This window comes from Corynebacterium sp. 335C (assembly GCF_053525695.1).
The window spans coordinates 643,244-669,140 of the sequence record NZ_JASTTB010000002.1 but is presented as its reverse complement, the minus strand read 5'-3'; the positions used below and the strand labels follow the sequence as shown (position 1 = coordinate 669,140).

The following is a 25,897-nucleotide window of genomic DNA, read 5'->3' as shown; positions in this document are numbered from 1 at the left end:
GGCCTAGCCGCGGATGCCGAAGGGCTGCGTGAAGCGGACGTCGCCCTCGACCATGTCGCGCATGTCGGACAGGCCGTTGCGGAACTGGAGGGTGCGCTCCAGGCCCATGCCGAAGGCGAAGCCGGAGTACTCGTCGGGGTCGATGCCCGCGGCGCGCAGGACGTTCGGGTTGACCATGCCGCAGCCGCCCCACTCGATCCAGCCGGCGCCGCCCTTCTTGTTGGGGAACCAGACGTCGACCTCGGCGGAGGGCTCGGTGAACGGGAAGTAGTTGGCGCGCATGCGGGTGCGGGTCTCCGGGCCGAACAGCTGCTTGGCCATGTGGTCCAGGGTGCCGCGCAGGTGGCCCATGGTCAGGCCCTTGTCGACTGCGAGGCCCTCCACCTGGTGGAACACCGGGGTGTGGGTGGCGTCGAGCTCGTCGGTGCGGAAGGTGCGGCCGGGGCAGATGACGTAGATGGGCAGGTCGCGCTCCAGCATGGTGCGCACCTGGACCGGGGAGGTGTGGGTGCGCAGGACCTGCAGGGAGCCCTCCGGGGCGATGTGGAAGGTGTCCTGGAGGGTGCGGGCCGGGTGGTCCGGCAGGAAGTTGAGGGCGTCGAAGTTGAAGTACTCGGCCTCCACCTCGGGCCCCTCGGCGATCTCCCAGCCCATGGCGGTGAAGATGTCGCCGATGCGCTCGGAGAGGATGGTGATGGGGTGCATGCCGCCGCGCTGGCCGCGGGCGGTGTCGACGGTGACGTCGACGCGCTCGGCGGCGAGGCGGCGCTCGACGGCCTCCGCCTCGAGGACGGCCGCGCGCTCCGCGTGGGCCTTCTCCACCCGGCCTCGGGCCATGTTCACGCGGCGGCCGGCGTCCTTGCGCTCGGCCTTCGGGATGGAGCCCAGCGCCCGGCGGGCCTGCGGGATCGGGGCGGCGTCGCCGAGATGGGCGCGCCGCGCCTCCGCAAGCTCCTCCGGGTCGGTCGCCGCCGCGAACGCGGCGAGCGCGGCGTCGGCGGCCGCGGCGAGGGCCTCCTCGGAGAGATCGGGCGTGGTGGGGGTGTCGCTCACTGCTGGACCATCTTCTCGTTCGTCGGACTGGGTCGTACCGGAAGCATCATAGTGCCCGGCGCCCGCCGCGCCGGATCATGGTCCGGGACGCGTCCCCGATTCCCCGCGGCGACCTCGCGGCGGCGTCGGCGGCGGCCCCGGTGGCGGTACCGCGTCCGCCGGACGCCGGGCCCGCCGTCCGCGCAGCCGCCGGCCCGTCAGCCGCGCGGCGCGCGGGCGGTCTCCCACAGGCACATCGCGGCGGCGGTGGCGAGGTTCAGCGACTCCGCTCCCCCGCGCATCGGGATGGAGACGGTCGCGTCGGCGGCGGCGAGCACGTCGCCGGGCAGGCCGTGGGCCTCGTTGCCCGTCAGCCACGCGACGGGGGCGGCGGGCAGCGGGTCGGCGCCGAGGGTCAGGTCGCCGTCCATCGCCGTCGCGAGCGTGACGACGCCCCGCTCCCGCGCCGCCGCGAGCACACCGGCGACGTCGGCGTCGCGCGCGACGGGCACGTGGAAGACGGATCCGGCGCTGGAGCGGACGGCCTTGCCGCCGAGGGGGTCGACGGTCTCGCCGGCGAAGACGACGCCGGCGGCGCCGAGCGCGTCGGCCATGCGGATGACGGTGCCGGCGTTGCCGGGGTCGGAGATGCCGACGGCGATGACGGCCATGCGGGCCGGGGACGCGTCCGGGTCGAGGGCGCGGTCGAGGACCTCGCCGGCGCCGCACAGGACGCGGTCGGCGGCGCAGACGGCGAACAGCCCCGTCGTCGTCACCGTCTCCGCCAGCGACGCGGCGGCCCTGTCCGTCACCGCGGAGACGGTGACGCCGCGGCGGGTCGCGTCGTCAAGCACCTGGCGGTGGCGCGCGGTGGCGTCGTCGGACGCGAACACCTCGAGCGCCGCACCGGTGGCGACGGCGGCCTCGACGGCGTTCGGCCCCTCCGCGAGGAAGCGGCCGGACTTGCGGCGGGCGGCGGCGCGGTGGAGCTTGGACGCGGAAACGACCCGCGGGGTCCTTTCGGTGAAGGACTCCGCGGGTCGCGTGAAGGTGTCGGGCATGCGGCCCAGACTACCGTGCTCCTACTTGGCCTCGGCCGGGGCGTTGACGTCCTCCGGCAGGGCGGCCTTGGCGGCCTCGACCAGGGCGGTGAACGCCTGCGGGTCGTTGACGGCCAGCTCGGCGAGGTTCTTGCGGTCGACCTCGATGCCGGCGAGCGACAGACCCTGCATGAAGCGGTTGTAGGTCATGTCGTTGGCGCGGGCGGCGGCGTTGATGCGGGAGATCCACAGGCGGCGGAACTGGCCCTTGCGGTGGCGGCGATCCCGGAACTCGTAGGTCTTCGAGTGGAGCATCTGCTCCTTCGCCTTGCGGTACAGGCGGGACCGCTGGCCGCGGTAGCCCTTCGCGGAATCGAGGACTTCGCGACGCTTCTTCTTGGCGTTGACCGAGCGCTTCACACGTGCCACGGTGATACTTCCTTACGTTTGTCGGGGCCGGCCGGGGATTGTCGGGGGCCTGGCCCGGTGTTCGTTTCTTCGGAGGGGCGGGAGGCGGGTTACGCCTGGCCCAGGAGACGCTTGACGCGCTTGACGTCGGCCTTCGCGACCTCGGTGTCGCCCTTCAGGCGGCGGGTGCGGGTCGAGGGCTTGCCCTCCAGGAGGTGGCGGCGGTTCGCCTGCTCACGGCGCAGCTTGCCGGAGCCGGTCTTCTTGAAACGCTTCGCGGTGCCCTTGTGGGTCTTCTGCTTCATGGTTGTGCACGTCCTTTACGCGTTTTCGTGGTGTCCGGGGCGTGGTCGGCCCCGGGCGGACACGGACGGTCGCCGGGAGAACCCGGCGGGCGTCCCGGTCGGGGGCGGGTCAGCCCTGCTTCTTGCCCTTGCGGAGCGGGCCGATGACCATCGTCATGTTGCGGCCGTCCTGCTTCGGGCGGGACTCGACGACGCCGTGCTCGGCGACGTCGTTGGCCAGGCGCTCGAGCAGGCGGTAGCCGAGCTCCGGGCGCGACTGCTCGCGGCCGCGGAACATGATGGTCACCTTGACCTTGGACCCCTTGTCCAGGAACCGGACGACGTTGCCCTTCTTCGTCTCATAGTCGTGGTCGTCGATCTTGGGACGGAACTTCTGCTCCTTGACCACGGTCTGCTGCTGGTTCCGGCGAGCCTCGCGGGCCTTCTGGGCCTGCTCGTACTTGAACTTGCCGTAGTCCATGATCTTGCAGACCGGCGGCTTCGCCTTCGGGGCCACCTCGACCAGGTCGAGATCGGCCTCGTACGCGATCTTGCGGGCCTCGTCGGTGTCGACGATGCCCACCTGCTCGCCGCTCGGGCCGACGAGGCGGACCTGCGGAACTCGGATACGCTCGTTCATGCGAGCTTCAGCGCTGATGTGGACTCCTAAGTCGATGAGATGAACACTTCGTCCGAACCGCCCCCGACGGCGAAGTGGAGTCCCGAATCCCATCCGGGCGGCCGCGTCATGCGCGACCGGGTGGCGTGGCGCGCACGTCCCAGCTGAACCGGGCGCGTCCGCGACGCTCGTCGACCCCGGCGCAACCATGATTCTTCGGCGCACCCAGGGTGGGATACTTCGTCCTCTTCGCTGCCGTGACCCGCGCTCCCCCTCCATCTCTCGATGGCCATGTCCGGGGACATGTCGGGGCGCCCGCATCCGGCGGTCGTGACGACGACAGTACACCCGCCCGGCCACCTGGGCAAATCCGCGGCGCGCGGCGTGTCGCCGCGCGACCGGCGCGAACGAGGCGGACGGCGCGGGACGCGACGCGCGGCGCGGAACGCGGGAGCCGCCGCAGCCGCGGGCGCCGCTTTGCGCGGAACATGACCCGTCACGTGACGACGGTACCCGCCCGCGGCCATGACCCAATCCGCGGCCCGGGGTGCGGCCGCGTCGCGCCCGGGCGGGAAACCGCGGCGGATACGCGGACCGCTCCGACTGCGCGAGCATGGCGGCCAACTGCGGTTTCGCCGTCGCAAAGCGAAAAATAGACCGATCGGGCTAGACAGATCGGTTTGACGTGCTCTAGGCTCCCGAACCGCCGACAGACCCGTCGGTCTATTCGCCGCCGGGTCCACCCACCGACGACAACCACGCACACGCGACCAACACGAAGGGCACCAATGATCCTGACCGGAGCCGTACTCGGCATCATCCTGGGCTACGCGCTGCAGCGCGGCCGCTTCTGCGTCACCGGATTCCTCCGCGACGTCTGGCTGACGCGGTCCTCCCGCGGCATCGCCGCGCTCCTCCTCGTCATCGCCGTCCACGCCGTCGGCGTGTGGGCGCTCGTCGGCGCCGGCGCCATCGCGCCGGAGGCGGAGACCTTCTCCCCCGTCGCCACCATCGTCGGCGGCCTCGTCTTCGGCTGGGGCATCGTGCTGGCCGGCGGCTGCGCCACCGGCACCTACTACCGCGCCGGCGAGGGCCTCGTCGGCTCCTGGCTGGCCCTGGTGGCCTACGCCCTGACGTCGGCGTTCATGAAGATCGGCCCGGCGGCGGGCTTCACCGAGTCCCTGCGCGGCCAGACCGTCGGCACCGGCACCATCCACGGCGACCTGCACCTGCCGGTCATCGTGCCGCTGGTCGTCCTCGTCGCCGTCACCGCCTGGCTGGTCCGCCGCGAGGTCACCCGCCCGTCCCTGCCGGTGCCGACCCTGCCGGCCCGCAAGACCGGCCTGGCGCACCTGCTGACGGAGAAGCCGTGGGGCCTGTACACCACCGCCGTCATCGTCGGCGTCATCGGCGTCGTCGCCTGGCCGCTGTCCACCGCCTCCGGCCGCAACGGCGGCCTGGGCATCACCACCCCGTCCGCGCACCTGGTCGGCTGGTCCGGCACCGGCGACCCGCAGTACCTCAACTGGGGCGTCATGCTGGTGCTCGGCATCATCGCCGGCTCCTACGCCGCGGCGAAGCTCTCCGGCGAGTTCCGCGTCCGCGTCCCCGACGCGACCGTCGCCAAGCGCTCCGTCATCGGCGGCATCGCGATGGGCGTCGGCGCCGTGCTGGCCGGCGGCTGCACCGTCGGCAACGGCATGGTCAACACCGGCCTGTTCTCCTGGCAGGGCTGGATCTCCCTGGCCGCGATGCTGGTCGGCTGCGGCATCGCCACCCGCGTCTACCTGATGCGCAAGCCGCTGCTGCCGCGCCGCGCCCGCGAGCGCGAGACCGCCGACGTCGCGGTCTAGCACCTCCCTTCCCCCCCTCCGGCGCGGCCGACGCCGCCCGGACCCCGCCGGGGCACCACCGCCCCGGCCACGCGAACCTCACCCGAAAGGAACCCCACATGGCCACCCACGTTCTCGAGACCACCGGCGCCGTCTGCCCCTTCCCGCTCATCGAGGCCAAGGAGAAGATGGCGGAGCTGAACGCCGGCGACGAGCTGGTCATCGGCTTCGACTGCACCCAGGCCACCGACGCCATCCCGCGCTGGGCGGCCTCCGAGGGCCACGGCGTCAAGGACTTCCAGGCCACCGGCGCCGCCGAGTGGACCATCACCGTCGTCAAGCAGGGCGCCTGACCCGCCGCCGCGCGCACGCACACGAACCTCCCGCGCGCCACGGGCTGCTCCGGCCCCGCGTCCCCGCCGCCGCAGGCGGGGCGCGGGGCCGTCCGCGTGCACGGGGTGTTCCGCGGTGCGCCGTGCGAGGTGCTTCGCGACGGTCCCCGCCGCGGCTCCCCGCCGGAAGCCGGGCACCGGCGCCCGCGCCCCCGTTTCCGATCCACGCGTCAAGCCGGGCCGGGCCGCGGTCGTGGACGACCTTCCACCCGGTGACGGCCGGTCACAATCGGCGCACAATCGGCGCGGCCTCCTGACACGAACCTCACGGCGCAATAGGTTAGGCGCCATGAACAACATGGACGACGCGGGTCGCCGGCGGCGGGAGCTGCAGGAGGCGCTGGCGGAGCTCGAGGGCGCCGAGGCCAGGATCCTCCGGGCCGCCGAGTCGCTGCGCAACGAGCTGCGCCGCCTGGACGGCGAATCCGAATCCCCGTGGGTGGCGCCCGCCGGGCCCGGGGCTCCGGGACCGCGGCAGCAGGGTGCGGCACCCGGCGCCGGGTCGGCGGACGCCGGTTCCCCGATGTCCGGGCCGCACGGGCCGGGACCGCAGATGCCCGGTTACGCGGCGGCCGGGCAGGCCGGAGCGCCGCCGCAGCCGGCCGGCCCGGTCCCCGCGATGGCGTACGCGGGGCCATCCGGGCCGATGGCGCCGGGCATGCACGGAGGCCCCGCACCGCACGGTTCACCGGTCGGCCCGGGCGGTCCCGGTGCTCCGGCCGGCCCGGGCGGCCCGGGTGGTCCGGGCGTCCCCGGCGGTCCGGGTGGACCGGGTGGCCCCGGCGGCGCCTTCCCGCCGGGCGGCGGCCCCGTGCCCCCGGGCACCCCGCCCCCGCCGCCGCGGGTGGACCCCGGGCCCCCGTGGTGGACCGACGAGAAGCGGGTCATCCGCGTCGTCTCCGTCGGCGGCGGCGTCATCACCGTCATCGGCGTCATCCTGCTCATCGCGCTCGCCATCCAGGCCGGGCTGCTCGGCCCGACCGGGCGCGTCATCCTGGCCTACGTCCTCGCCGCCGCCCTCGCCGGGGCCTCCTGGCTCACGGCGCGACGCGGCCTCCAGGCGGTCGTGCCGGCGACGCTGGCGGCCATCTCCGCATGGACGGCGATGCTCACGTCGGCGTTCCTGCCCGACGTGTTCGCGGCCGTGCCCGGCCCGGTCGCCCAGATCCTCATCGGGGTCTTCGGCCTGCTCGGCGCCGCCGGGACCAGGCGCCTGGGCAGCGACGGGGCGGCCACCGCCGTCGTCGCCGGCGTGGCGCTCGTGATGGGCCTGCACCCGTTGCGCGCCGAGGGCCCCTGGGCGTTCGACGTCGTCGCCTCCGCCCTCGTCTTCCCCGTCCTCGCCGCCTGCGCGCTCCTGTGGTGGGGTTCGGCTGCGGTGCGGACGGTGCCGGTGGCCGCGGTCATCGGCGCAGCACTGGCGGTCTTCCCCGTCAGCGACTCCGTCACCCGCGGCGCCGTCGCCGCCGCCTGGGGGCTCATCCCCACCATCGTCCTCTTCGTCGGCTCCATGCTCGCGATCGTCGCGATGGCCTCCCGCCGGGCGACCTGGCCGTCGGCCGCCGTCGCCCACATCCTCGCGGGAACCGCCGCCGTCGCGGTTCCCGCCCTCGTGGTCTGGAGCCCCGCCCTGGTCTGGGGCCCCGGCCTCGACACCCCGGTCTGGACCGCCCTGCCGACCAATCCGACGCTCTGCTTCGTCCTCGCCGTCGCCGCCATGGCCGTCGCCCGCCTGCTGCCGACCGTCCAGGGGCCGCCGGAGGAGCCCGCCCCCGACGACGCCCCGCCGCCGCAGATGCCCGGCACCCGGCGGCCGCCCGCCCGGCCGAGGAGCGTCTCCCCGTGGCTCACGTTCAACATCCAGCTGAGCGTGCTCATCGTCCCGACCCTCGGCCTCGTCACCGCGTCCGGCAGCGACCTCGTCATGGCCGTCCTCCTCGCAGGCATCCCCATCGCGGTCGTCGCCTGGCGCCGCGGTCGCCCGTCGGCGTCCCTCGAAACCGCCATGTGGCTGTGGCTCGCCTTCATGACGGTGGTCGGGGCGGAGATCGTCCTCCTGCCGATCTTCGCCGCGCTCCACGAGATCGGGCTCCGGCACCTCGCGGGCGCGGTCCTGCTCCTCGGCGTCATCGTCGCGCTGGCCGCCCTCGTCATCGACGCGCTGCGAACCCGCCGCCGAGCGCATGCCGCCGGGGGCCGGACCGGCCCGACCGACCCGGGCGACGGCGCCCCGGCCGGCCCGGACGGGACCCCGGCGGAGACGGGCGGCGCCCCGCAGCCGGACCCCGCCGAACGCCTCGAGTTCTCCGGGGCGCGGACGATGATCCTCGGCGCCGTGGCGCTGCTGCTGTCCTCCTCCCCCGTCCTCATCGCCGTGCAGGCCGCCGGCGGCACCTTCTCCCTGGGCCACATGGTCGTCTCCGTGCTGTGGATGGCGGCGGCCGCGTTCATCATGATCGGCCCGCAGCGCCTCACCGGCGACGCCCCGGCCACCGCGGGGCTCCTGCTCGCCGCGGCGGCGACCGCGAAGCTGGTGCTGTTCGACATGTCCGCGATGAACGGATGGGCGCGGGCCTTCGCGTTCCTCATCTGCGGCGTCATCCTGCTGGTCATGGCCATCGGACGCAGCCGACGGCATCACGGGGTGATGCCTCCGGATGCAGGGCCGCCGGGCGCCTTCTAGGCGGACGACCCGACCCCGCCGTCATTCCGCGGGGCCATCACCGTCACGCCGCTCCCTCCAGCATCGAACGCAGGAAGCGGCCGGTGTGGCTCGTCGGCGACGCGGCGACGTCCTCCGGCGTGCCCTCGACGACGACGGTGCCGCCGCCCGCGCCGCCCTCCGGGCCCATGTCGATGATCCAGTCGGCGGCCTTGATGACGTCGAGGTTGTGCTCGATGACGATGACGGTGTTGCCCTTGTCCACCAGCCCCTGCAGCACGAGCATCAGCTTGCGGACGTCCTCGAAGTGCAGGCCCGTCGTCGGCTCGTCGAGGATGTAGACCGTCCGGCCGTTGGAGCGCTTCTGCAGCTCCGCGGCCAGCTTCACGCGCTGCGCCTCGCCGCCGGACAGCGTCGTCGCGGACTGGCCGAGGCGCACGTAGCCCAGGCCGACGTCGACGAGCGTGTCCAGGTACCGGGAGATCGACGTGATGGGGCGGAAGAACTCCGCCGCGTCGACGATCGGCATGTCCAGCACCTCGGCGATGTTCTTCCCCTTGTAGGTGACCTCGAGCGTCTCGCGGTTGTAGCGCTGCCCGTTGCACACCTCGCACGGCACGTACACGTCCGGCAGGAAGTTCATCTCGATCTTGATGGTGCCGTCGCCCTTGCACGCCTCGCAGCGGCCGCCCTTGACGTTGAAGCTGAACCGGCCGGCCTTGTAGCCGCGGACCTTCGCCTCCTGCGTCTCCGCGAACAGGGTGCGGATCTTGTCGAACACGCCCGTGTACGTCGCCGGGTTCGACCGCGGCGTGCGGCCGATGGGCGACTGGTCGACCTGCACCAGCTTGTCCAGCTGGTCCAGGCCCTCCACGCGGGTGTGGCGGCCCGGCACGAGGCGGGCGCGGTTCAGCTCGTTGGCCATCGTCTTCGCCAGGATGTCGTTGACCAGCGTCGACTTGCCCGACCCGGACACGCCCGTGACGCAGGTGAGCAGGCCGATGGGGAACGAGACCTCGACGTCCTTGAGGTTGTTCTCCTTCGCGCCGACGACGGTGACCATGCGGCCGAAGTCCACCGGGCGGCGCGACTCCGGGACCGTCAGCACGCGGCGGCCCGACAGGTAGGCGCCCGTGATGGACTCCTCCACGTCGACGATGCCGCCCGGTTCGCCCTGGTAGACGATGCTTCCGCCGTACTCGCCGGCCTTCGGGCCGATGTCGACGAGCCAGTCGGCGGCGCGGATCGTGTCCTCGTCGTGCTCGACGACGATGAGGGTGTTGCCCAGGTCGCGCAGGTTCTTCAGTGTCGCGATGAGCCGCTCGTTGTCCCGCTGGTGCAGGCCGATGGACGGCTCGTCGAGGACGTACAGCACGCCCGCGAGGCCCGAGCCGATCTGCGTGGCCAGGCGGATGCGCTGCGCCTCGCCGCCGGACAGGGTGCCGGCGGCGCGGGACAGCGACAGGTAGTCGAGGCCGACGTCGAGGAGGAATCGGAGGCGCGCCTGGATCTCGCGCAGGACGCGGCCGGCGATCATCTCCTCGCGCTTGCCCAGGTGCAGGTCGTCGAGGAACTCGGACGCCTCGGCGACCGACAGGTCCGACAGGCCGGCGATCGACTTCTCCCCGTGGGAGCCGGAGTCGATGGTGACGTGGAGGATTTCGGGCTTCAGCCGGGTGCCGCCGCATGCGTCGCACGGCACCTCGCGCATGTAGCCCTGGTAGCGCTCCTTCTGGCCGTCGGTCTCCGCCTGGTCGAGCTTGCGGTGCAGGTACTGCATCGCGCCCTCGAACGGGGCGTCGTAGCTGCGCTGCCGGCCGAAGCGGTTGCGGTAGCGCACGTGCACCTTCTTCGACGAGCCGTGGAGGATCGCCTTGCGGTGCGCGGCCTTGAGGTCCTGGAACGGGGTGTTCGAGTCGAAGCCCTCGACCTCCGCGAAGGACTCGAAGAGCCGGCGGAAGTACTTCTGGTTCCGGGTCGTCGCCCACGGGTGGATGGCGTCGAAGGCGGGCTTCGACGGGTCGGGGACGACGAGGTCGGGGTCGACCTCCAGCTTCACGCCCAGGCCGTCGCACGCCGGGCACGCGCCGTACGGGGAGTTGAAGGAGAAGGAGCGCGGCTCGAGCTCGTCGACGTGGATGCGGTGGCCGTTGGGGCACGCCATCTTCTCGGAGTAGCGCATGGAGCGGTTCGGGTCGTCGTCGTCCAGGTCGACGGCGTCGATGACGACGACGCCGTCGGCGAGCCGCAGCGCCGTCTCGACGGAGTCGGTGATGCGCAGCCGCTGCGTGTCCTTCGCCTGGAGGCGGTCGACGACGACGTCGATGTCGTGCTTGATCTGCTTCTCCAGCTTCGGCGGGTTGGACAGCCGGTGCATCTCGCCGTCGACGATGACGCGGGCATAGCCCTGGGCCGCCAGGTCCTCGAAGAGGTCGACGAACTCGCCCTTGCGGGTGCGGACGACGGGCGCGAGGATCTGGAACTTCGTGCCCTCGGGCATCTCCAGCACCTGGTCGACGATCTGCTGCGGCGTCTGGGAACTGATGACGGCGCCGCATTCGGGGCAGTGCGGCACGCCGGTGCGGGCGTAGAGCAGGCGGAGGTAGTCGTAGACCTCGGTGATGGTGCCGACGGTCGACCGGGGGTTGCGGTTGGTCGACTTCTGGTCGATGGACACCGCGGGCGACAGGCCCTCGATGAGCTCGACGTCGGGCTTCTGCATCTGGCCGAGGAACATGCGGGCGTAGGAGCTCAGCGACTCGACGTAGCGGCGCTGGCCCTCGGCGAAGATGGTGTCGAACGCCAGCGAGGACTTGCCGGAGCCCGACAGGCCCGTGAACACGATGAAGTTGTCGCGGGGCAGGTCGATGTCGACGCCCGTGAGGTTGTGCTCGCGGGCGCCGCGGACGACGAGGCGGTCAGCCAAGTGGCCGTTCCTTCCGTTGGGTGGTGGCGGCCGGCGTGCGGTGCGCCGGCGGGTGCGGCCGCTTCCCCGGGGGCCGGGCGGGGCCCGGACCTGCGCCGGAGGGCGGCGGCGCGGGCGCCCGACGGGTGGCCGGGTGCCGCGTCAACACCGCGCCAGTGTACACGTGTTCGAGAAATCGCCGTCTCCGCCGTTTCGCGTGACGACGGCGCCCCGCCGCGCGCGGTACCGCGGCACGGCACGTACCCTGGCCCGCATGAGCGAGACGACGATCACCATCAGCGACGAGTACGACGGCGATCCCGCCCGCCGGGAGGTGCAGCGGTTCACCGCCTCCGGCGTCGACGTGTACAAGACGTCGGTCGGCGAGATGTCCAACAACGTCTACCTGCTGGTCCGCGGCGGCGAGGGCCTGCTGGTCGACGCCGCCGACGAGGCCGATCACCTGCTGGCGCTCATCGACGCCGTCGGGTGCGACGTCCGCACCGTCGTCACGACCCACTCCCACGGCGACCACGTGCAGGCGCTGGCCGAGGTGCTGCGCGCCACCGGCGCCCGCCACCTGACCAGCACGCTCGACGCGCCGGACATCGACGCCGACCACGACCGGCTGCTGGACCACGGCGACGTCGTGACGTTCGGCGGCGACGACCCTGTCGACATGACCGCCTTCATCCTCCGCGGCCACACCCGCGGCGGCGTGGGCCTGGCCCTCGACGAGCGCGCCGGCGACCCGCCGCACCTGTTCGTCGGCGACTCCCTGTTCCCGGGCGGCGTCGGCGCCACGAAGTCCGGCGAGCAGTTCGAGATCCTCATCGGCGACGTGGAGGACCGCGTCTTCGGCGCCTACGACGACTCCGCGGTGGTCCACCCCGGCCACGGCGCCGACACGACGGTGGGCGCCGAGCGCCCGCACCTCGCGGAGTGGCGCGAGCGCGGCTGGTGACCGGGCGTGCCGCGCAGGGCCCCGTCGTCACGCACCGCACCGCGGACCCCGCGACGCGGCACCCCGCCGCGGGCCCCGTCGCACGGCACCGGACCACGGGCCCCGATCGCCGGAGGTGATCGGCGCTCACCGTTTCCGGGCGCGTCCTCCCGCGGCGCCGCCGCGGCGTTTACACTGGATGACCGGACGCCGTCCCCCGCGGACGGCACCCGATGACCGAACGCGACCGCAGTCGCGACACGAACAGGAGATGACCGAACAATGATCCGCAAGATCGCCCGGCCGATGCTGGCCTCCGTCTTCGTCGCCGACGGCGTGGACACCCTCATGAACCGCGACGACCACGTCGACGGCGCCCAGGAGGTCCTGAACCGCGTCCGCACCATCACGCCGCCGCAGTACGCCTCCTTCGTCCCGAAGAACCCGAAGACCGCCCTCACCGCGGTCGCCGGCACGAAGGTCGCCGCCGGCTCCCTGTACGCCCTGGGCAAGGCGCCGCGCGTCGCCGCCACCGCCCTGGTCGCCGCGCAGGTCCCGACCGTGCTGGCCCGCCACGCGTTCTGGGAGACCCAGGACAAGGAGGAGAAGCGCAACCGCCGCACCGGCTTCCTCACCAACATCGGCCTGCTCGGCGGACTGTTCCTCGCCACCGCCGACACCGACGGCAAGCCGGGCCTGGCCTGGCGCGCCCAGGACGCCGGCAAGCGGGTCAACAAGAAGGTGCAGAAGGCCCTGCCGACGAAGTCCGAGGCCGAGGCCCGCCGCGAGGAGCTGCAGGCCCGCGCCGCCGACCTGGGCGAGAAGGCCAAGGAGCGCGCCGCCGTCGCCCGCGAGGGCGCCGCGGAGCAGCTGTCCACCGCCAAGGACTACTACGACGACAACAAGGACGACTGGAAGGACTCCATCACGTCCTTCGCCGCCGACGCCCGCGAGAAGCTGGCCGAGGCCGCCCACAACGCCGACCTGGACAAGAAGGCCCAGAAGCTCGGCAAGCGCGCGGAGAAGGCCCGCAAGCGCGCCCGCAAGCAGGCCGAGAAGAAGCTGAAGGAGTTCCGCGGCTAAAAGCCCGGCTCCCCGCACCACGCCCCGCCCGGTCCCGTCCGGGCGGGGCGTCGCGCGTAGGATTGCCCTTCCGCCCATTTCCCGACGACCGGACAAGGACAGCCACGTGACGCACCCGGATCTCCCGTCCGAGCAGACGCACCTGGACGAGGTGTACGCGCACCTCGACGCGGAGCGCCGCCGCGACCAGGAGGCGCTGCGCCGCGTGATGCTGGACGACGACCCGGAGCCGCAGGCCCGCGTCGCCCGCGAGGTCGAGCACAACCGGCTGCAGGAGCGGCTGGAGCGCTACCGCGTCGCGGAGGTCGGCCTGGTGTTCGGGCGCATCGACATCGCCGACGACGAGCCGGACAACCCCGTCCCCGGGCACCCGGAGCTGGACCGCCGGCACATCGGCCGCATGGGCGTCTCCGACCCGGAGGACGACTACCGCGGGCTGCTCATGGACTGGCGCGCCCCGCAGGCCCGCCCGTTCTACCTGGCGACGACGGCGAACCCGGAGGGCGTGACGCTGCGCCGGCACATCCGGACCCGCGGCCGGCGCGTCCGCGACCTCGACGACGAGTGGTTGGACATCCCGGAGGGCATGGACCCGGAGGCCGTCTCCGGCGCCCCGGCGGCCGCCGCGGACCGGGCCTCCGGCGGCGCCGCCGGCGAGTCGGTGCTGCGCGAGGTCCTCGACTCCGCCCGCACGGGCCGGATGCGCGGCATCGTCGAGACGATCCAGCGGGAGCAGGACCTGGTCATCCGCGATGCGACCCGCCAGACCATGGTCGTCCAGGGCGGCCCCGGCACCGGCAAGACCGCCGTGGCGCTGCACCGCGTGGCGTGGCTGCTGTACACGCACCGCGACCAGCTGGAGAAGACGGGCGTGCTCATCCTGGGCCCCAACGGCCCGTTCCTCGACTACATCAGCCGGGTGCTGCCGAGCCTCGGCGAGACGGGCGTCGTCCTGTCGACGATCGCGGACCTCTACCCCGGCGTCCACGGCCGCGGCGACGAGTCGCCCGTCGTCCGCGAGGTGAAGGGCTCCGCGGAGATGGCCCACATCCTGCGCAACGCGGTGAGGGACCGCCAGGTCGTGCCGGACGCCCCGGTGGAGGCGGCGCTCGACGGGGTGCCCGTCGTCGTCGAGCCGGCGATGGTGAAGGCCGCCCGCACCCGCGCCCGCCGGTCCCGCCGCCCGCACAACGAGGCGCGGCGGGTCTTCCGCGAGCATCTGCTCGATTCGCTGGCGGGGGCCGTCGCAACGCGCATCGGCGCGGACCCGCTGGGCGGCGCGAACCTGCTCACCGCGGCGGACCGCGAGGACCTGCGGGAGGAGCTGGGCGCCGACCGCGGCGTCGGCGACGTCATCGACGGCTTCTGGCCGGTGTTGGAGCCGGAGGCGCTGCTGGCGGAGCTGCTCGGCTCCCGGGAGGCGATCGCGTCGGCGGCGCGCGAATACGACGACGCGACGCGGGAGGCGCTGTTCAGGGAGGACGGCGCGGCGTTCGGCCCGTCCGACCCGCCGCTCATCGACGAGCTGCACGAGCTGCTCGGCGAGCCGCCCGCGGAGGCGTCCGAGGGCGACGGCGACGGCTTCGACGAGCTGGCGGAGGCGCAGGACGCCCTCGACATCCTGTCCGGCTCCGCGTCGCAGGACCTGGACGACGGGTTCGACCCCGAGATCCTCATGGCCTACGACCTCATCGACGCCGAGGGCCTCGCCGAGCGCCAGCGCGACCGCGACAACCGCACCACCGCGGAGCGCGCCGCCGCCGACCGCGAGTGGGCCTACGGGCACATCATCATCGACGAGGCGCAGGAGCTGTCCGCCATGGCGTGGCGGATGGTGCGCCGCCGCAGCCCGAACGGCTGGATGACGCTGGTCGGCGACATCGCGCAGACCGGCTCCCCCGCCGGCGCGGACTCGTGGGAGGCGGCGCTGGAGCCCGTCATCGGCACGCGCTGGCGCAAGCACGAGCTGACGGTCAACTACCGCACCCCGTCGGAGATCATGGATCTCGCCGCGGAGGTGCTGGCGATGATCGATCCGTCCGCCGAGCCGCCGCGGTCCATCCGCTCGACCGGCGCGGCGCCGGTGCTCGCGGGCTCCGTCGCGGACGCGCTGGCGGAGCTCGGGGTGCCGGGTGCGCGTGCCGGCGGGGGCGGCCGCGTCGGCGACAGCCGCGACGACGATCCCGCCCCGGAGTCCGGCGCCGCCGAATCCGAGACCGCGCGGTCCGACGCCGCGGGGCGCGAGCGCCTCACCGCCGTCATCGTCGCCGATGGCGCGGAGCTTCCGGTGCTTGACGACGGCGACCTCGTCGCCGTCCACCGCGTGTCCGGCATCAAGGGCCTCGAGTTCGACAACGTCGTCCTCGTCGACCCCGACGGCATCGCCGGCGGCTCCACCCAGGGCCTGCAGGACCTGTACGTCGCCCTGACGCGCGCGACGCAGCGCCTGGTCGTCGTCGCGGAGGAGGCGCCGGAGACGCTGCCGGGGCTGTCCAGGGTCACGTCCGGCAAGGGGTGACGCTGAGTCCGCGGCACTCGAAAGCTCCCCCGTCCGTCAACCGGACTAGCTCCCCCAGAGCGGGGCCACCCGGCCCCTCACACTCCGGAGCCCGTGGATCGCGGGCCCTCCGCGGTTGCCCGGGCCCGCGCGAGCACGAGCATGGCGACCATCGCGAAACCTGCGGCTACGAGAGGCAGCGCACCGGCCCCGAAGACCGAGAGCGCACCGCCGCCGACCGCAGCCCCCACGGAGACCCCCAGGTAGGTGCCGGAGGTGTTGAGCGCCAGGGCCTGCTCCGATACGGGGCCGGCGAGATGGTGCAGACGTGCCTGGATGGCCGGGGAATTCCAGAACGCCATACCTCCCCACACCGTCACGACGGCCATGACCACGGGCAACGGAGCCGGGCGCACCAGCCACAGCACCCACAGCACGATCATCGAGGCGACGATCGTGCCGGCGCCGATCAGGAGTGCCCGATCCGCGCCGAGCCGATCGACGGCGATGCCTCCGAGCCAGATGCCGACGACGCCGGCGATCCCCGACAGGCTGAACGCCGTGGCGCGGTGCCCGATGTCCGCGGTGCTAGCCGCACCGAGATAGGGGGCCAGGTAGGTGAGCATCATCATCGAACCGGTCATCAAGAGGCAGTTGGCCAGCAGCCCCAGGGCGATGGGGGCACGGCGCAGGATCCTCAACTGCTCGCGGAGCCGGGGGACGTCTCCGGCCCCCTCCGCTCGGGGCAGAGTGCACAGCATGAGCACGAGGACGGCGACGCCGGCGGCAGCCATGGCAGTGAACGTGGCCCTCCACCCGAATGCGCCTCCAATCCAGGTTCCGAGCGGCACACCGGCGGCGATGGAGCCCGTCACGCCGAGCGCGACCACGGCGATGTACCTGCCCACCTTCTGCGGCGGAGCATGGCGGGCAGCGAACGCGAACAAGGTGGGCGTCGTCGCCGCGGCGGCGAGCGCGGCGATGATTCTCAGGATCATCAGGACGGCAAACGAATTCGCCGTCGCGGCGATGGCGTTCACGGCGACGAAAACCATGAGCGCGACCGTGAAAAGCCTGCGTCTGGGAGCCTTCGCGAAAGCGACGGCTGCGATCGGCGCCGCAATCGCCACCGTCAGGGAGAAGACCGTCACCAGCTGGCCGGCCCGGCCCTGCGGGACGCCGAGGTCGGCGGCGAGTTCCGGCAGGATGCCGGCGATGACGTAATCATCGGTGTACAGCACCAGTGCCGCGGCGAGCAGGGTGAACAACCATCCGGGCATGCGCACGGCCATCACCGTCCGTCCTGCAGCAGCATCCGCAGATGCGCGCGCAGGATCGATCGCAAACGGCCGGCATCCAGGTCCCCGTGCGGAGTGACCGCATCCAGGGTCAGCCCTCCGATGATTGCGGTGAGCTGAGCCGTAGCAAGGTCGGCTTCCCGGACGTCCAGGACATCCAGGGCCTGACGGATGGCGTCCGACAAGTCCGCGCCCATGCGCGCGGCCATATCCCGGAACACCGGCATGGTGCGGGAGGCCATGATCAGCTCGACCACCACGATCGCCTCATCGCGACGTTCCGCGTCGACCGGCAGCACCGTCTCGACCAGGGACTGCAGGGCGTCCAGCGCCGCATCACCGGCGAGTCCGCGAAGCGCCTCCGCTGGATGGACTGCAAGGCGGCGCCCCATGCGGTCCCCGGCCTCCTCCGCTGCGGCTTTGAGCAGTTCCTCGTGTCCGTCGAAGTAGTGCCGCACGGACCCGATGTTCACTCCCGATTCCTCGGCGACCTTCCGGAGGGAGGCGCCGGAGATTCCCTCCGCGACGACGAGGCGGAAGGCGGCTTCGATGACCCTCCGTCTGCGTTTTTCCAGTTCAGCACGTGAGAGCATGACTACATCTCCTTTCCCCTGCGACGCGAACCCGGAGGACCCGCATCCGTGATGCATTCGAACGCCGACAAGTTATCACCCCTGTGATATTTTGGCGATGGCGCCGACCGTTCCACCTTCTCGCATCGCCGCGCCTGGACCATGAGACCCCCGAAAGGGTCCCGCCACGTGCCGTCGGCCACGGATGCGACACATCGCGGGGGCGGGCGGCGACAGCGAAGGGTCGAACACGCCGTGCGGACCCGGACGGGACGCATTAGTATGAGCGCAAAACCTTGTGCTGGGCATCGGCCGGACCCTCGCCCGGGCCAACACCGGGCGGCGGATGCCGGAACGGAGGCGACACCATGTCCGACGACCGGAAACCCGTAAACCGCACGATTCACCGCTACGCCCTGATCATCCTCGTGCTCGGCGTCATCATCGGCGCCTGGCAGGCCATCTCGAGCGGTTCCATCCTCGCCGGGGTCATCTTCGCCTTCGCCGCGGCCTGCGCGGCGTGGGCCGTCAACAAGGCGCAGACGATGAGGAAGTAGGCGCCCTCCGCCACGACGACGGGCGCCCCGCCGCGCGGCATGCGCGGGCGGGGCGCCCGTTCGGCGTCTCCGGGGGGACTAGGAGACGGTGTGGACGATCATCACGTCGCAGTCGGACTGGCGGGCGACGTCGGCCGGGACGGAGCCCAGCAGGCGGCCGGTCAGGGAGTTGATGCCGCGGTTGCCGACGATGAGCAGGTCGGCCTTGTGGTCGGTCACCAACGCCATGAGGGCCTCGACCGGGGAGCCGGCGCGGATCTCGGTCTCGATCTTCTCGGCGCCGACGGCCTTGGCGGCCTCCGCCGCGGCCTCGAGGTTCTTGTTGGCCGGGTCATCGCCGAGCACCTGGACGGAGTCCTGGCGCAGGGTGGCGGACGCCTCCTTCTCGTTGTCGTAGTAGGCGCAGCCGATCACCAGCGTCGCGTCGAAGGCGGCCGCGATGGCGGCGGCGCGCTCGACGGCGAGGATGGAGGACTTGGAGCCGTCGGTGCCGACGACGATCTTCTTGTACGCGCTCATCTATCTACCTTCCGGAAAAGTACTGGTCGTGCGCGGCGATGCGGGCCCGGCAGGTTCCGCCGCGGGCCCGGCCGCGAAGTGACCCAAGGGTAACAAAACCCGCTGCCCCCGGGTGGGCGCCGCCGCACGCGGGTGCACCGGCGCGCCGCGGGCGCGGCAGCCGTCGTCACGCAACGACCGGGCACCCGCGCGCACCGTGACCGCGGACCCGGGCCCCGGACACACCCGGATCGCGCGCGGACCGCGCCGGCCGCGTCAGTCGAGGCCGGCCTCCTCCATGCCGCGCAGCTCCTTGCGCAGGTCGGCGATCTCGTCGCGCAGCCGGCCGGCGAGCTCGAACTTCAGCTCGCGGGCGGCGGCGCCCATCTGCTCCGTCATGTCGTCGATGAGCTTCTGCAGCTGCGCCTTCGGCATCGCGGAGACGACGACCTTCTCCGCCACCGCGGCGTCGCCGGAGGCGCCGGTGCGGGAGCCGCGGCCCTCGGCGCCGGGGCGCTCCTCCCCCGCGTTCTCGTACACCTGGTCCAGGATGTCGGCGATGGCCTTGCGCAGCGGCTGCGGGTCGATGCCGTGCTCCGCGTTGTACGCAATCTGCTTGGCGCGGCGGCGCTCCGTCTCGTCGATCGCCTGCTGCATGGAGTCGGTGATGGTGTCGGCGTACATGTGCACCTCGCCGGAGACGTTGCGGGCGGCGCGGCCGATGGTCTGGATGAGCGACTTCGTCGAGCGCAGGAAGCCCTCCTTGTCCGCGTCGAGGATGGCGACGAGCGACACCTCCGGCAGATCCAGGCCCTCGCGCAGGAGGTTGATGCCGACCAGCACGTCGTACTCGCCGAGGCGCAGCTGGCGCAGCAGCTCCACGCGCTTCAGCGTGTCGACGTCGGAGTGCATGTACCGCACCCGCACGCCGTTCTCCAGCAGGTAGTCGGTGAGGTCCTCCGCCATCTTCTTCGTCAGCGTCGTCACGAGCGTGCGCTCGTCGCGGTCGACGCGGTCCCGGATTTCGCCGATGAGGTCGTCGATCTGGCCCTTCGTGGGCTTGACGACGACCTTCGGGTCGACCAGGCCCGTCGGGCGGATCACCTGCTCCACGACCTCGCCGCCGGTGGCCGCCAGCTCGTAGTCGCCGGGCGTGGCGGACATGAAGACGCACTGGCCGACGCGGTCGTCGAATTCGTCGAACGTCAGCGGGCGGTTGTCCAGCGCCGACGGCAGGCGGAAGCCGAAGTCGACGAGGTTGCGCTTGCGGGACGCGTCGCCCTCGAACATGCCGCCGATCTGCGGCACCGTCACGTGGGACTCGTCGATGATGGTGAGGAAGTCCTCCGGGAAGTAGTCGATGAGCGTCGCCGGCGCCGAGCCAGCTTCGCGGCCGTCGATGTGCCGCGAGTAGTTCTCGATGCCGGAGCAGAATCCGACCTGCTGGATCATCTCCAGGTCGTACTCGGTGCGCATGCGCAGGCGCTGCGCCTCCAGCAGCTTGCCGCGGTTCTCCAGGTCGGCGAGCCGGTCGGCCAGCTCCTCCTTGATGTCCTCGATGGCGCGCTCCATGCGCTCCGGACCGGCGACGTAGTGCGTGGCCGGGAAGATGCGCAGCTCCTCGACCTCGCGGACGACGTCGCCGGTCAGCGGGTTGAGGTAGAACAGCGCGTCGATCTCGTCGCCGAAGAACTCCACGCGGACCGCGAGCTCCTCATAGGCCGGGATGATGTCGACGACGTCGCCGTTGACGCGGAACGTGCCGCGGGTGAAGGCGATGTCGTTGCGCGCGTACTGGATGTCGACGAGCAGGCGCAGGAAGCGGTCGCGCTCGACCTCCTCCCCGACCTTCAGGACCACGGAGCGGTCGAGGTACGACTGCGGGGTGCCCAGGCCGTAGATGCAGGAGACGGAGCTGACGACGACCACGTCGCGCCGCGACAGCAGCGCCGACGTCGCCGAATGGCGCAGGCGCTCGACGTCCTCGTTGATGGAGGAGTCCTTCTCGATGTACGTGTCGGTCTGCGCGATGTACGCCTCGGGCTGGTAGTAGTCGTAGTAGCTGACGAAGTACTCGACGGCGTTGTTCGGCAGCAGCGAGCGCAGCTCGTTGGCCAGCTGCGCCGCCAGCGTCTTGTTGGGGGCCATGACCAGCGTCGGCCGCTGCATCTTCTCGATGAGCCACGCCGCCGTCGCGGACTTGCCGGTGCCGGTGGCGCCCATGAGCACGACCTCCCGCTCGCCGCGGTTGAGGCGATCCGACAGCTCCTGGATCGCCTGCGGCTGGTCGCCGGCCGGTTCGTAGTCGCTGACCACCTGGAATTCGCCGTCGGCGCGCTCGATCTCGCCGACGGGGCGGAACTCGGAGTGGGCGAGGACGGGGTGTTCAGCAGCGAAGGCCATGGCCCCAGGGTACGCGGGGCGCCGGGCCTCCCACCGGGCGGGATGCGGTGGGCCGAGCGGGCCGCCGGGTGACGCAGAAGGAGCCCGTCATGCCCGCTTCCCGCAGGAGCCTTCCCCTCCTCGCCGCGGCCGCGGCGGCCGCGCTGCTCCTCGTTCCCGCGGCGATTCCGGCGGACGCGACCCCCGCGAGCACGCATGCGGGTGTCCCGCCGGTTGCCGGCGACGCCGACGTCCTCGATGCGGTCCGCGACGGCACCCGGCCGGTTCCGGATGGACTCCTCGTCCCGGTTCCCGGCGCCGGCTCCGTCGTCCTGCCCTCCGACCAGGTGGCGGACGCGCCCCTCGCCATGTGCGGCGCGGACGTCCTGCAGCCCGATCTCATCCCCTCAGGTTCCGACCTGCTCTCCGCCGCCGCGCTGCGCGCCGATCAGATGGGGAGGGCCGGGCTTCGCGACGCCGCGATCGCCTTCCTTCCGAAGGACCGCGCCCGGCTCATCCGCATGGTGATCGGGCAGCTCCACTCCCCCGTGTCGGCGCCGGACCATTCGCGGCCCGGAACGATCATCGCGATCCCCGGGCGGAGGCTCACCGAGGACGGCGGCATCGACCGCACGCTCGAATTGCGGCTGCGGGAGGGCCTGCGGCAGGCGGAGCTCGCGCCCGCGGCGCCCGTCGTCGTCAGCGGCGGCGAAACCGCCCCGGGGCGGGTGGAGGCCGAGGAGATGGCGTCCTGGCTCGCGGACCACGGGCTGCCGGAGTCCCGGATCATCGTCGAGGATCGGGCGCTGAGCACCATCGCGAATGCTGCGCAGGTGCAGCGGCTCATCCCGGACGCGGGCGGGGTCATCGTCGTCACGTCGGAGAGCCACCTGCGCCGAGCGGTCATCGACATGCAGCTGGCCTACGGCACCGACGTGCCGGTGACCGGATCCGGAGCCCCCGACGACCTCGCGCCAGGCCAGTCCGTCGACTGGGACCTCGAACTGCGGGCGGCCTACCGCGACGCGATCCTCTGGCAGCTGTCGCCCGCCGCGTACAACCTGGAGGGCATTCCCCCGATCTTCTTCGGCTCCCCGGCGTCGTCGTCCTGAGCGCACGGATCCGGGATTCGGGTCACGGCGGACGTCGTCACGCGAACCCCGCAGGTGGCGCGGACGATACGGCGGACGGGGCGCGCACCCCGCGCATGACGGCGGCCGCAGCACCGCAAACGCGGAAAAGCCCGCTCCACCCCAGGTGGCGCGGGCTTTTGCGGTGGTTCGCTAGGAGTTCTTCAGCGTCAGCGCGGTCGACAGGACCATGACCCAGATCTTGTCCACCTGCTGCTTCAGCGCGGCCTCGTCGCCCGAGTTGTCGACGACGATGTTGGCGACCTTCCTGCGGTCCTCGTCCGTCGCCTGCGCGGCGATCCGGCGGCGGGCGTCGGCCTCGTCGACGCCGCGGGACTCGACGAGCCGGGCGACGCGCGTGTCGACGGGCGCCTCGACGACCATCACCAGATCGCAGTCCTTGTGCTGGCCGGTCTCCAGCAGCAGCGGCATGTCGTAGACGACCATCGCATCGTCCGGCGCAGCCTCGAACAGTTCGAGGGTGCGGGCGCGGATGCGCGGGTGCGTGATGGCGTTGAGCTTCGCGGTGGACTCCTCGTCGGCGAACGCCTTCGCCGCCAGCGCCGCCCGGTCGAGGGTACCGCCCGCGTTGATGACGTCGTCGCCGAACTCCGCCGCGAGCTCCGCCAGCGCCGGCTGGCCCGGCTCCACGACGTCGCGGGCGACGCGATCGGCGTCGATGACGACGGCGCCGCGCTCGGCGAGCATGCGGGCGACGGACGACTTGCCGCTGCCCATTCCTCCGGTCAGTCCAACCTTAAGCATGATGCCCAGCCTAGCCGCAGGGCCCGGGAACGGGGAAGCGCCCCCGCCATCCTTCGCGGATGGCGGGGGCGCTGCACCTGGGCCGCGTCATGCGGCCGGGAGGCGGGGAGCTACTTCTTCTCCTCGATGCCGCCCTTGGTCTCGATGCGCTCCTTGCGGAGGTTCTCGGAGACGGTCTCGGTGTCCTCGACGACGGTCTTGTTGAGGTTCACGCGCTCGACCGGGACCTCCTCCTTGGAGACGGCGACGCGCTCCTCGTGCAGGGTCACGGAGGCGGTCTCCTCGCCGATGCCGCCGGTCTTGCCCTTGAGGGCCTCGGCCTCCTCGACGGAGATGGGCTCGCGCTCGACGGCGACCTCCTCGCGGCGGACCGGAACCTCGACGGTCTCGGTCTCCTCGACGACGTACTTGCGCAGGCCGACCTTACCGGTGGCGACCTCCTCCTTGGCGATGTTCATGCGCTCCTCGGAGCGGATGATCTCGTCCTGGCCGGCGTCGGCGACGCGCTCGCGGTCCGCGGCGACCTCGCGGTCGGCGGCGACGCGCTCCCGGTCGGCGTCCGCACCGGCGGCGGCGCCGGCACCGGCGACGCCCGCACCCGCGGCCCCCGCACCGGCGGCGCCGGTGGTGGTCTCGGTGCCGTAATCAACCTGGTCGGCGACGCCCGTCAGGGAGTAGTGCTCGTAGATGCGGTCCTGCTCCTCCGGGGAGAGCGCCTTGTCGGCGTCGATGGACGGGGCATCCTTGATGCGGTCCTTGGAGAAGGCCAGGCGCAGCTCGTCGCCCTCGAAGCCGTGGCCCTTCATCGGGACGATGGAGGAGGACATGCCGAACAGGCCGTGGGAGACCTCGACGAAGGTCGGCTGACCGGAGTTGTCGTCGACGAAGATCTGCTTCACGGAGCCGAGCTTGTCGCCGTCCTTGTCGAAGGCGGTCGCATCGAACAGGTCGCGGATGTTCTTCTTGGCCATTTTCTAATGAACCTTTCGTCTCGAGTTCGCTTCACGGAATACGTGAGTCGTTTGTGCTGACGCGATGGAGCGGGTGTCCCGCGTTCACCGCGTCAACGACATTCACCATAACCAGCCCCTGAAAAAAGTCGAGGTGAACATCGGTAACGATTATGCAACGCGACGGGAAACGAAACGGAACGGTGCAGGTTAGGGCCACCTTTTCGGATTCAGAATGTGACGCGTGTGACGGAAGCTTTCCGGAATTTCCCCTCCCGGAGAGCGCCGGACGGCCGTTTCCGGCGCCTCCGCGGTCGCTTTCCGAACATCCCCGGACGCTTCGGCGGCACCCGCGGAACGTCTCCGGAACCTCCGCGGAATTCTCCCGCGCCCCCGGAACGCCCACGGACATACCGGGGCATTCGAACGGCGCCGGTGGGCTTGCGCGTGGCGGCGGGCGCGGAGCATGCGGGTCCCGTCGTCACGCGAACACGCGGGCCTCCGGACACGACGAAGCGCCCCACCGGGCGGAACCCGGTGGGGCGCTGCGGTCCGATGAGCGGACCCGGGGGTCAGCTCACGCGGTCAACGGCTCAGTTGCCGGACAGGCGGGCGCGCAGGGCGGCCAGCTGCTCGTCCGACGCCAGCATGCCGCCGGCGTTCTCCTCGGCGGCCGGGGCGGCCTCGGAGGAGTAGTTGGACGGCGTCGCGGCGGCCTCGGCGGCCTGGGCGCGGTGACGCTCGATCTGCGCGGCGTGGGCCTGGTGGTGGCGCTCCGCATCCGCGTAGCGGGCCTCCCACTCGGCGCGCTGGGTCTCGTAGCCCTCCATCCACTCGTTGGTCTCCGGGTCGAAGCCCTCCGGGAAGATGTAGTTGCCCTGCTCGTCGTAGGAGTCGGCCATGCCGTACTTCGACGGGTCGAACTCCTCGTCGAAGTCGTCGTCGGCCTGCTTGAGGGACAGGGAGATGCGGCGGCGCTCCAGGTCGATGTCGATGACCTTGACCATGAGCTCCTCGCCCACGGTGACGATCTGGTCCGGGACGTCGACGTGGCGCTCGGCCAGCTCGGAGATGTGGACCAGGCCCTCGATGCCCTCCTCGACGCGGACGAACGCGCCGAACGGGACCAGCTTGGTGACCTTGCCCGGGACGATCTGGCCGATGGCGTGCGTGCGGGCGAAGACGCGCCACGGATCCTCCTGGGTCGCCTTCAGCGACAGGGAGACGCGCTCGCGGTTGAGGTCGACCTCGAGAACCTCGACGGTGACCTCGTCGCCCACCTGGACGACCTCGGACGGGTGATCGATGTGCTTCCAGGACAGCTCGGAGACGTGGACCAGGCCGTCGACGCCGCCGAGATCGACGAACGCGCCGAAGTTGACGATGGAGGACACGACGCCCTTGCGCACCTGGCCCTTCTGCAGCTGGTGCAGGAACTCGGAGCGGACCTCGGACTGGGTCTGCTCGAGCCACGCGCGGCGGGACAGGACGACGTTGTTGCGGTTCTTGTCCAGCTCGATGATCTTCGCCTCGAGCTCCTGGCCGATGTACGGCTGCAGGTCGCGGACGCGGCGCATCTCGACGAGGGAGGCCGGCAGGAAGCCGCGCAGGCCGATGTCCAGGATGAGGCCGCCCTTGACGACCTCGATGACGGTGCCGGTGACCGGCTCGTCCTTCTCCTTGAGGTCCTCGATGGTGCCCCAGGCGCGCTCGTACTGGGCGCGCTTCTTGGACAGGATCAGGCGGCCTTCCTTGTCCTCCTTGGTGAGGACCAGGGCGTCGATCTCGTCACCGACCTCGACCACCTCGTCGGGGTCGACATCGTGCTTGATGGACAGCTCACGGGAGGGGATGACGCCCTCGGTCTTGTAGCCGATGTCGAGCAGGACCTCGTCGCGGTCGACCTTGACGACGGTGCCCTCGACGATGTCGCCATCGTTGAAGTACTTGATGGTCTGGTCGACGGCGGCGAGGAAGTCCTCAGCGGTGCCGATGTCGTTGACGGCAACCTGAGGGGTGTTGGAGGTGGGCATATGAAGTGTGCTCCG

General features: G+C 71.8%; 19 protein-coding genes and 1 pseudogene. 7 read left to right on the top strand and 13 right to left on the bottom strand.

Going from position 1 to position 25,897, the window contains the following annotated elements; genetic code table 11:
- Positions 1–3: 3 nt before the first annotated feature.
- From pheS to infC, 5 genes are all read right to left on the bottom strand, one after another.
- A complete protein-coding gene (gene pheS, locus QQS41_RS09835; protein WP_448852517.1) occupies positions 4–1,053 on the bottom strand; it encodes a phenylalanine--tRNA ligase subunit alpha in 1,050 nt (349 codons plus the stop codon).
- A gap of 197 nt (positions 1,054–1,250) precedes the next feature.
- On the bottom strand, positions 1,251–2,093 hold the full coding sequence (locus QQS41_RS09830) for a TrmH family RNA methyltransferase (RefSeq protein ID WP_448852516.1): 843 nt from the start codon (positions 2,091–2,093) through the stop codon (positions 1,251–1,253).
- Between the two features lie 21 nt (positions 2,094–2,114).
- Positions 2,115–2,501: a 50S ribosomal protein L20 gene (rplT, locus tag QQS41_RS09825; RefSeq protein ID WP_448852515.1), complete on the bottom strand. Its 387-nt coding sequence runs from the start codon at positions 2,499–2,501 to the stop codon at positions 2,115–2,117.
- Positions 2,502–2,590: 89 nt separating this feature from the next.
- Complete coding sequence (gene rpmI, locus QQS41_RS09820; RefSeq protein WP_303142977.1) at positions 2,591–2,785, bottom strand: 50S ribosomal protein L35; 195 nt, start codon at positions 2,783–2,785, stop codon at positions 2,591–2,593.
- Positions 2,786–2,894: 109 nt separating this feature from the next.
- Entirely contained in the window at positions 2,895–3,404 is a 510-nt protein-coding gene (gene infC / locus QQS41_RS09815; RefSeq protein WP_448852514.1) for a translation initiation factor IF-3, read from the bottom strand.
- Between the two features lie 767 nt (positions 3,405–4,171).
- Here infC and QQS41_RS09810 point away from each other — a divergent pair.
- A pseudogene (locus QQS41_RS09810) lies at positions 4,172–5,568 on the top strand (YeeE/YedE thiosulfate transporter family protein).
- Positions 5,569–6,451: 883 nt separating this feature from the next.
- Positions 6,452–8,290, top strand: a complete 1,839-nt coding sequence (locus QQS41_RS09805; RefSeq protein WP_448852513.1) for a hypothetical protein — start codon at positions 6,452–6,454, stop codon at positions 8,288–8,290.
- Between the two features lie 43 nt (positions 8,291–8,333).
- On the opposite strand, the gene uvrA is transcribed toward QQS41_RS09805, so the two are convergent.
- Positions 8,334–11,195, bottom strand: a complete 2,862-nt coding sequence (uvrA, locus tag QQS41_RS09800) for an excinuclease ABC subunit UvrA (RefSeq protein ID WP_448852512.1) — start codon at positions 11,193–11,195, stop codon at positions 8,334–8,336.
- Between the two features lie 253 nt (positions 11,196–11,448).
- Between uvrA and QQS41_RS09795 the strand changes: the two genes are divergently transcribed.
- The 3 genes from QQS41_RS09795 to QQS41_RS09785 all read left to right on the top strand — a co-directional run bounded on the left by QQS41_RS09795 (position 11,449) and on the right by QQS41_RS09785 (position 15,718).
- Positions 11,449–12,138: an MBL fold metallo-hydrolase gene (locus QQS41_RS09795; RefSeq protein ID WP_448852511.1), complete on the top strand. Its 690-nt coding sequence runs from the start codon at positions 11,449–11,451 to the stop codon at positions 12,136–12,138.
- 261 nt (positions 12,139–12,399) lie between these two features.
- Positions 12,400–13,200: a DoxX family membrane protein gene (locus QQS41_RS09790; protein WP_448852510.1), complete on the top strand. Its 801-nt coding sequence runs from the start codon at positions 12,400–12,402 to the stop codon at positions 13,198–13,200.
- A gap of 106 nt (positions 13,201–13,306) precedes the next feature.
- Positions 13,307–15,718 (top strand): HelD family protein, encoded by a 2,412-nt coding sequence (locus tag QQS41_RS09785; RefSeq protein ID WP_448852509.1) that lies wholly within the window; start codon positions 13,307–13,309, stop codon positions 15,716–15,718.
- 77 nt (positions 15,719–15,795) lie between these two features.
- Here the strand turns inward: QQS41_RS09785 and QQS41_RS09780 are convergent, their stop codons facing one another.
- Entirely contained in the window at positions 15,796–16,989 is a 1,194-nt protein-coding gene (locus QQS41_RS09780; RefSeq protein ID WP_448852508.1) for an MFS transporter, read from the bottom strand.
- Positions 16,989–17,588, bottom strand: coding sequence for a TetR/AcrR family transcriptional regulator (locus tag QQS41_RS09775; protein WP_448852507.1), 600 nt, complete (start codon positions 17,586–17,588; stop codon positions 16,989–16,991). The genes QQS41_RS09780 and QQS41_RS09775 overlap by 1 nt, the downstream gene beginning before the upstream one ends.
- A gap of 347 nt (positions 17,589–17,935) precedes the next feature.
- Between QQS41_RS09775 and QQS41_RS09770 the strand changes: the two genes are divergently transcribed.
- Entirely contained in the window at positions 17,936–18,124 is a 189-nt protein-coding gene (locus QQS41_RS09770) for a hypothetical protein (RefSeq protein ID WP_448852506.1), read from the top strand.
- A gap of 78 nt (positions 18,125–18,202) precedes the next feature.
- On the opposite strand, the gene QQS41_RS09765 is transcribed toward QQS41_RS09770, so the two are convergent.
- Together QQS41_RS09765 and uvrB are read right to left on the bottom strand one after the other, a co-directional pair.
- Positions 18,203–18,643, bottom strand: coding sequence for a universal stress protein (locus tag QQS41_RS09765; RefSeq protein WP_448852505.1), 441 nt, complete (start codon positions 18,641–18,643; stop codon positions 18,203–18,205).
- A gap of 255 nt (positions 18,644–18,898) precedes the next feature.
- Complete coding sequence (uvrB, locus tag QQS41_RS09760) at positions 18,899–21,025, bottom strand: excinuclease ABC subunit UvrB (protein WP_448852504.1); 2,127 nt, start codon at positions 21,023–21,025, stop codon at positions 18,899–18,901.
- A gap of 89 nt (positions 21,026–21,114) precedes the next feature.
- On the opposite strand from uvrB, the gene QQS41_RS09755 reads away from it, so the two are divergent.
- Positions 21,115–22,116 (top strand): YdcF family protein, encoded by a 1,002-nt coding sequence (locus QQS41_RS09755; protein WP_448852503.1) that lies wholly within the window; start codon positions 21,115–21,117, stop codon positions 22,114–22,116.
- A gap of 171 nt (positions 22,117–22,287) precedes the next feature.
- On the opposite strand, the gene coaE is transcribed toward QQS41_RS09755, so the two are convergent.
- From coaE to rpsA, 3 genes are all read right to left on the bottom strand, one after another.
- Positions 22,288–22,899 carry a dephospho-CoA kinase gene (gene coaE / locus QQS41_RS09750; protein WP_448852502.1) on the bottom strand — a complete coding sequence of 204 codons (612 nt, stop codon included), beginning with the start codon at positions 22,897–22,899 and terminating at the stop codon, positions 22,288–22,290.
- Between the two features lie 110 nt (positions 22,900–23,009).
- On the bottom strand, positions 23,010–23,870 hold the full coding sequence (locus tag QQS41_RS09745; protein ID WP_448852501.1) for a PRC and DUF2382 domain-containing protein: 861 nt from the start codon (positions 23,868–23,870) through the stop codon (positions 23,010–23,012).
- A 572-nt stretch (positions 23,871–24,442) separates the two neighbouring features.
- The gene (rpsA, locus tag QQS41_RS09740) at positions 24,443–25,882 is read right to left on the bottom strand and encodes a 30S ribosomal protein S1 (RefSeq protein WP_448852500.1); all 1,440 of its coding nucleotides are present in this window, start codon (positions 25,880–25,882) and stop codon (positions 24,443–24,445) included.
- Positions 25,883–25,897 lie beyond the last annotated feature (15 nt).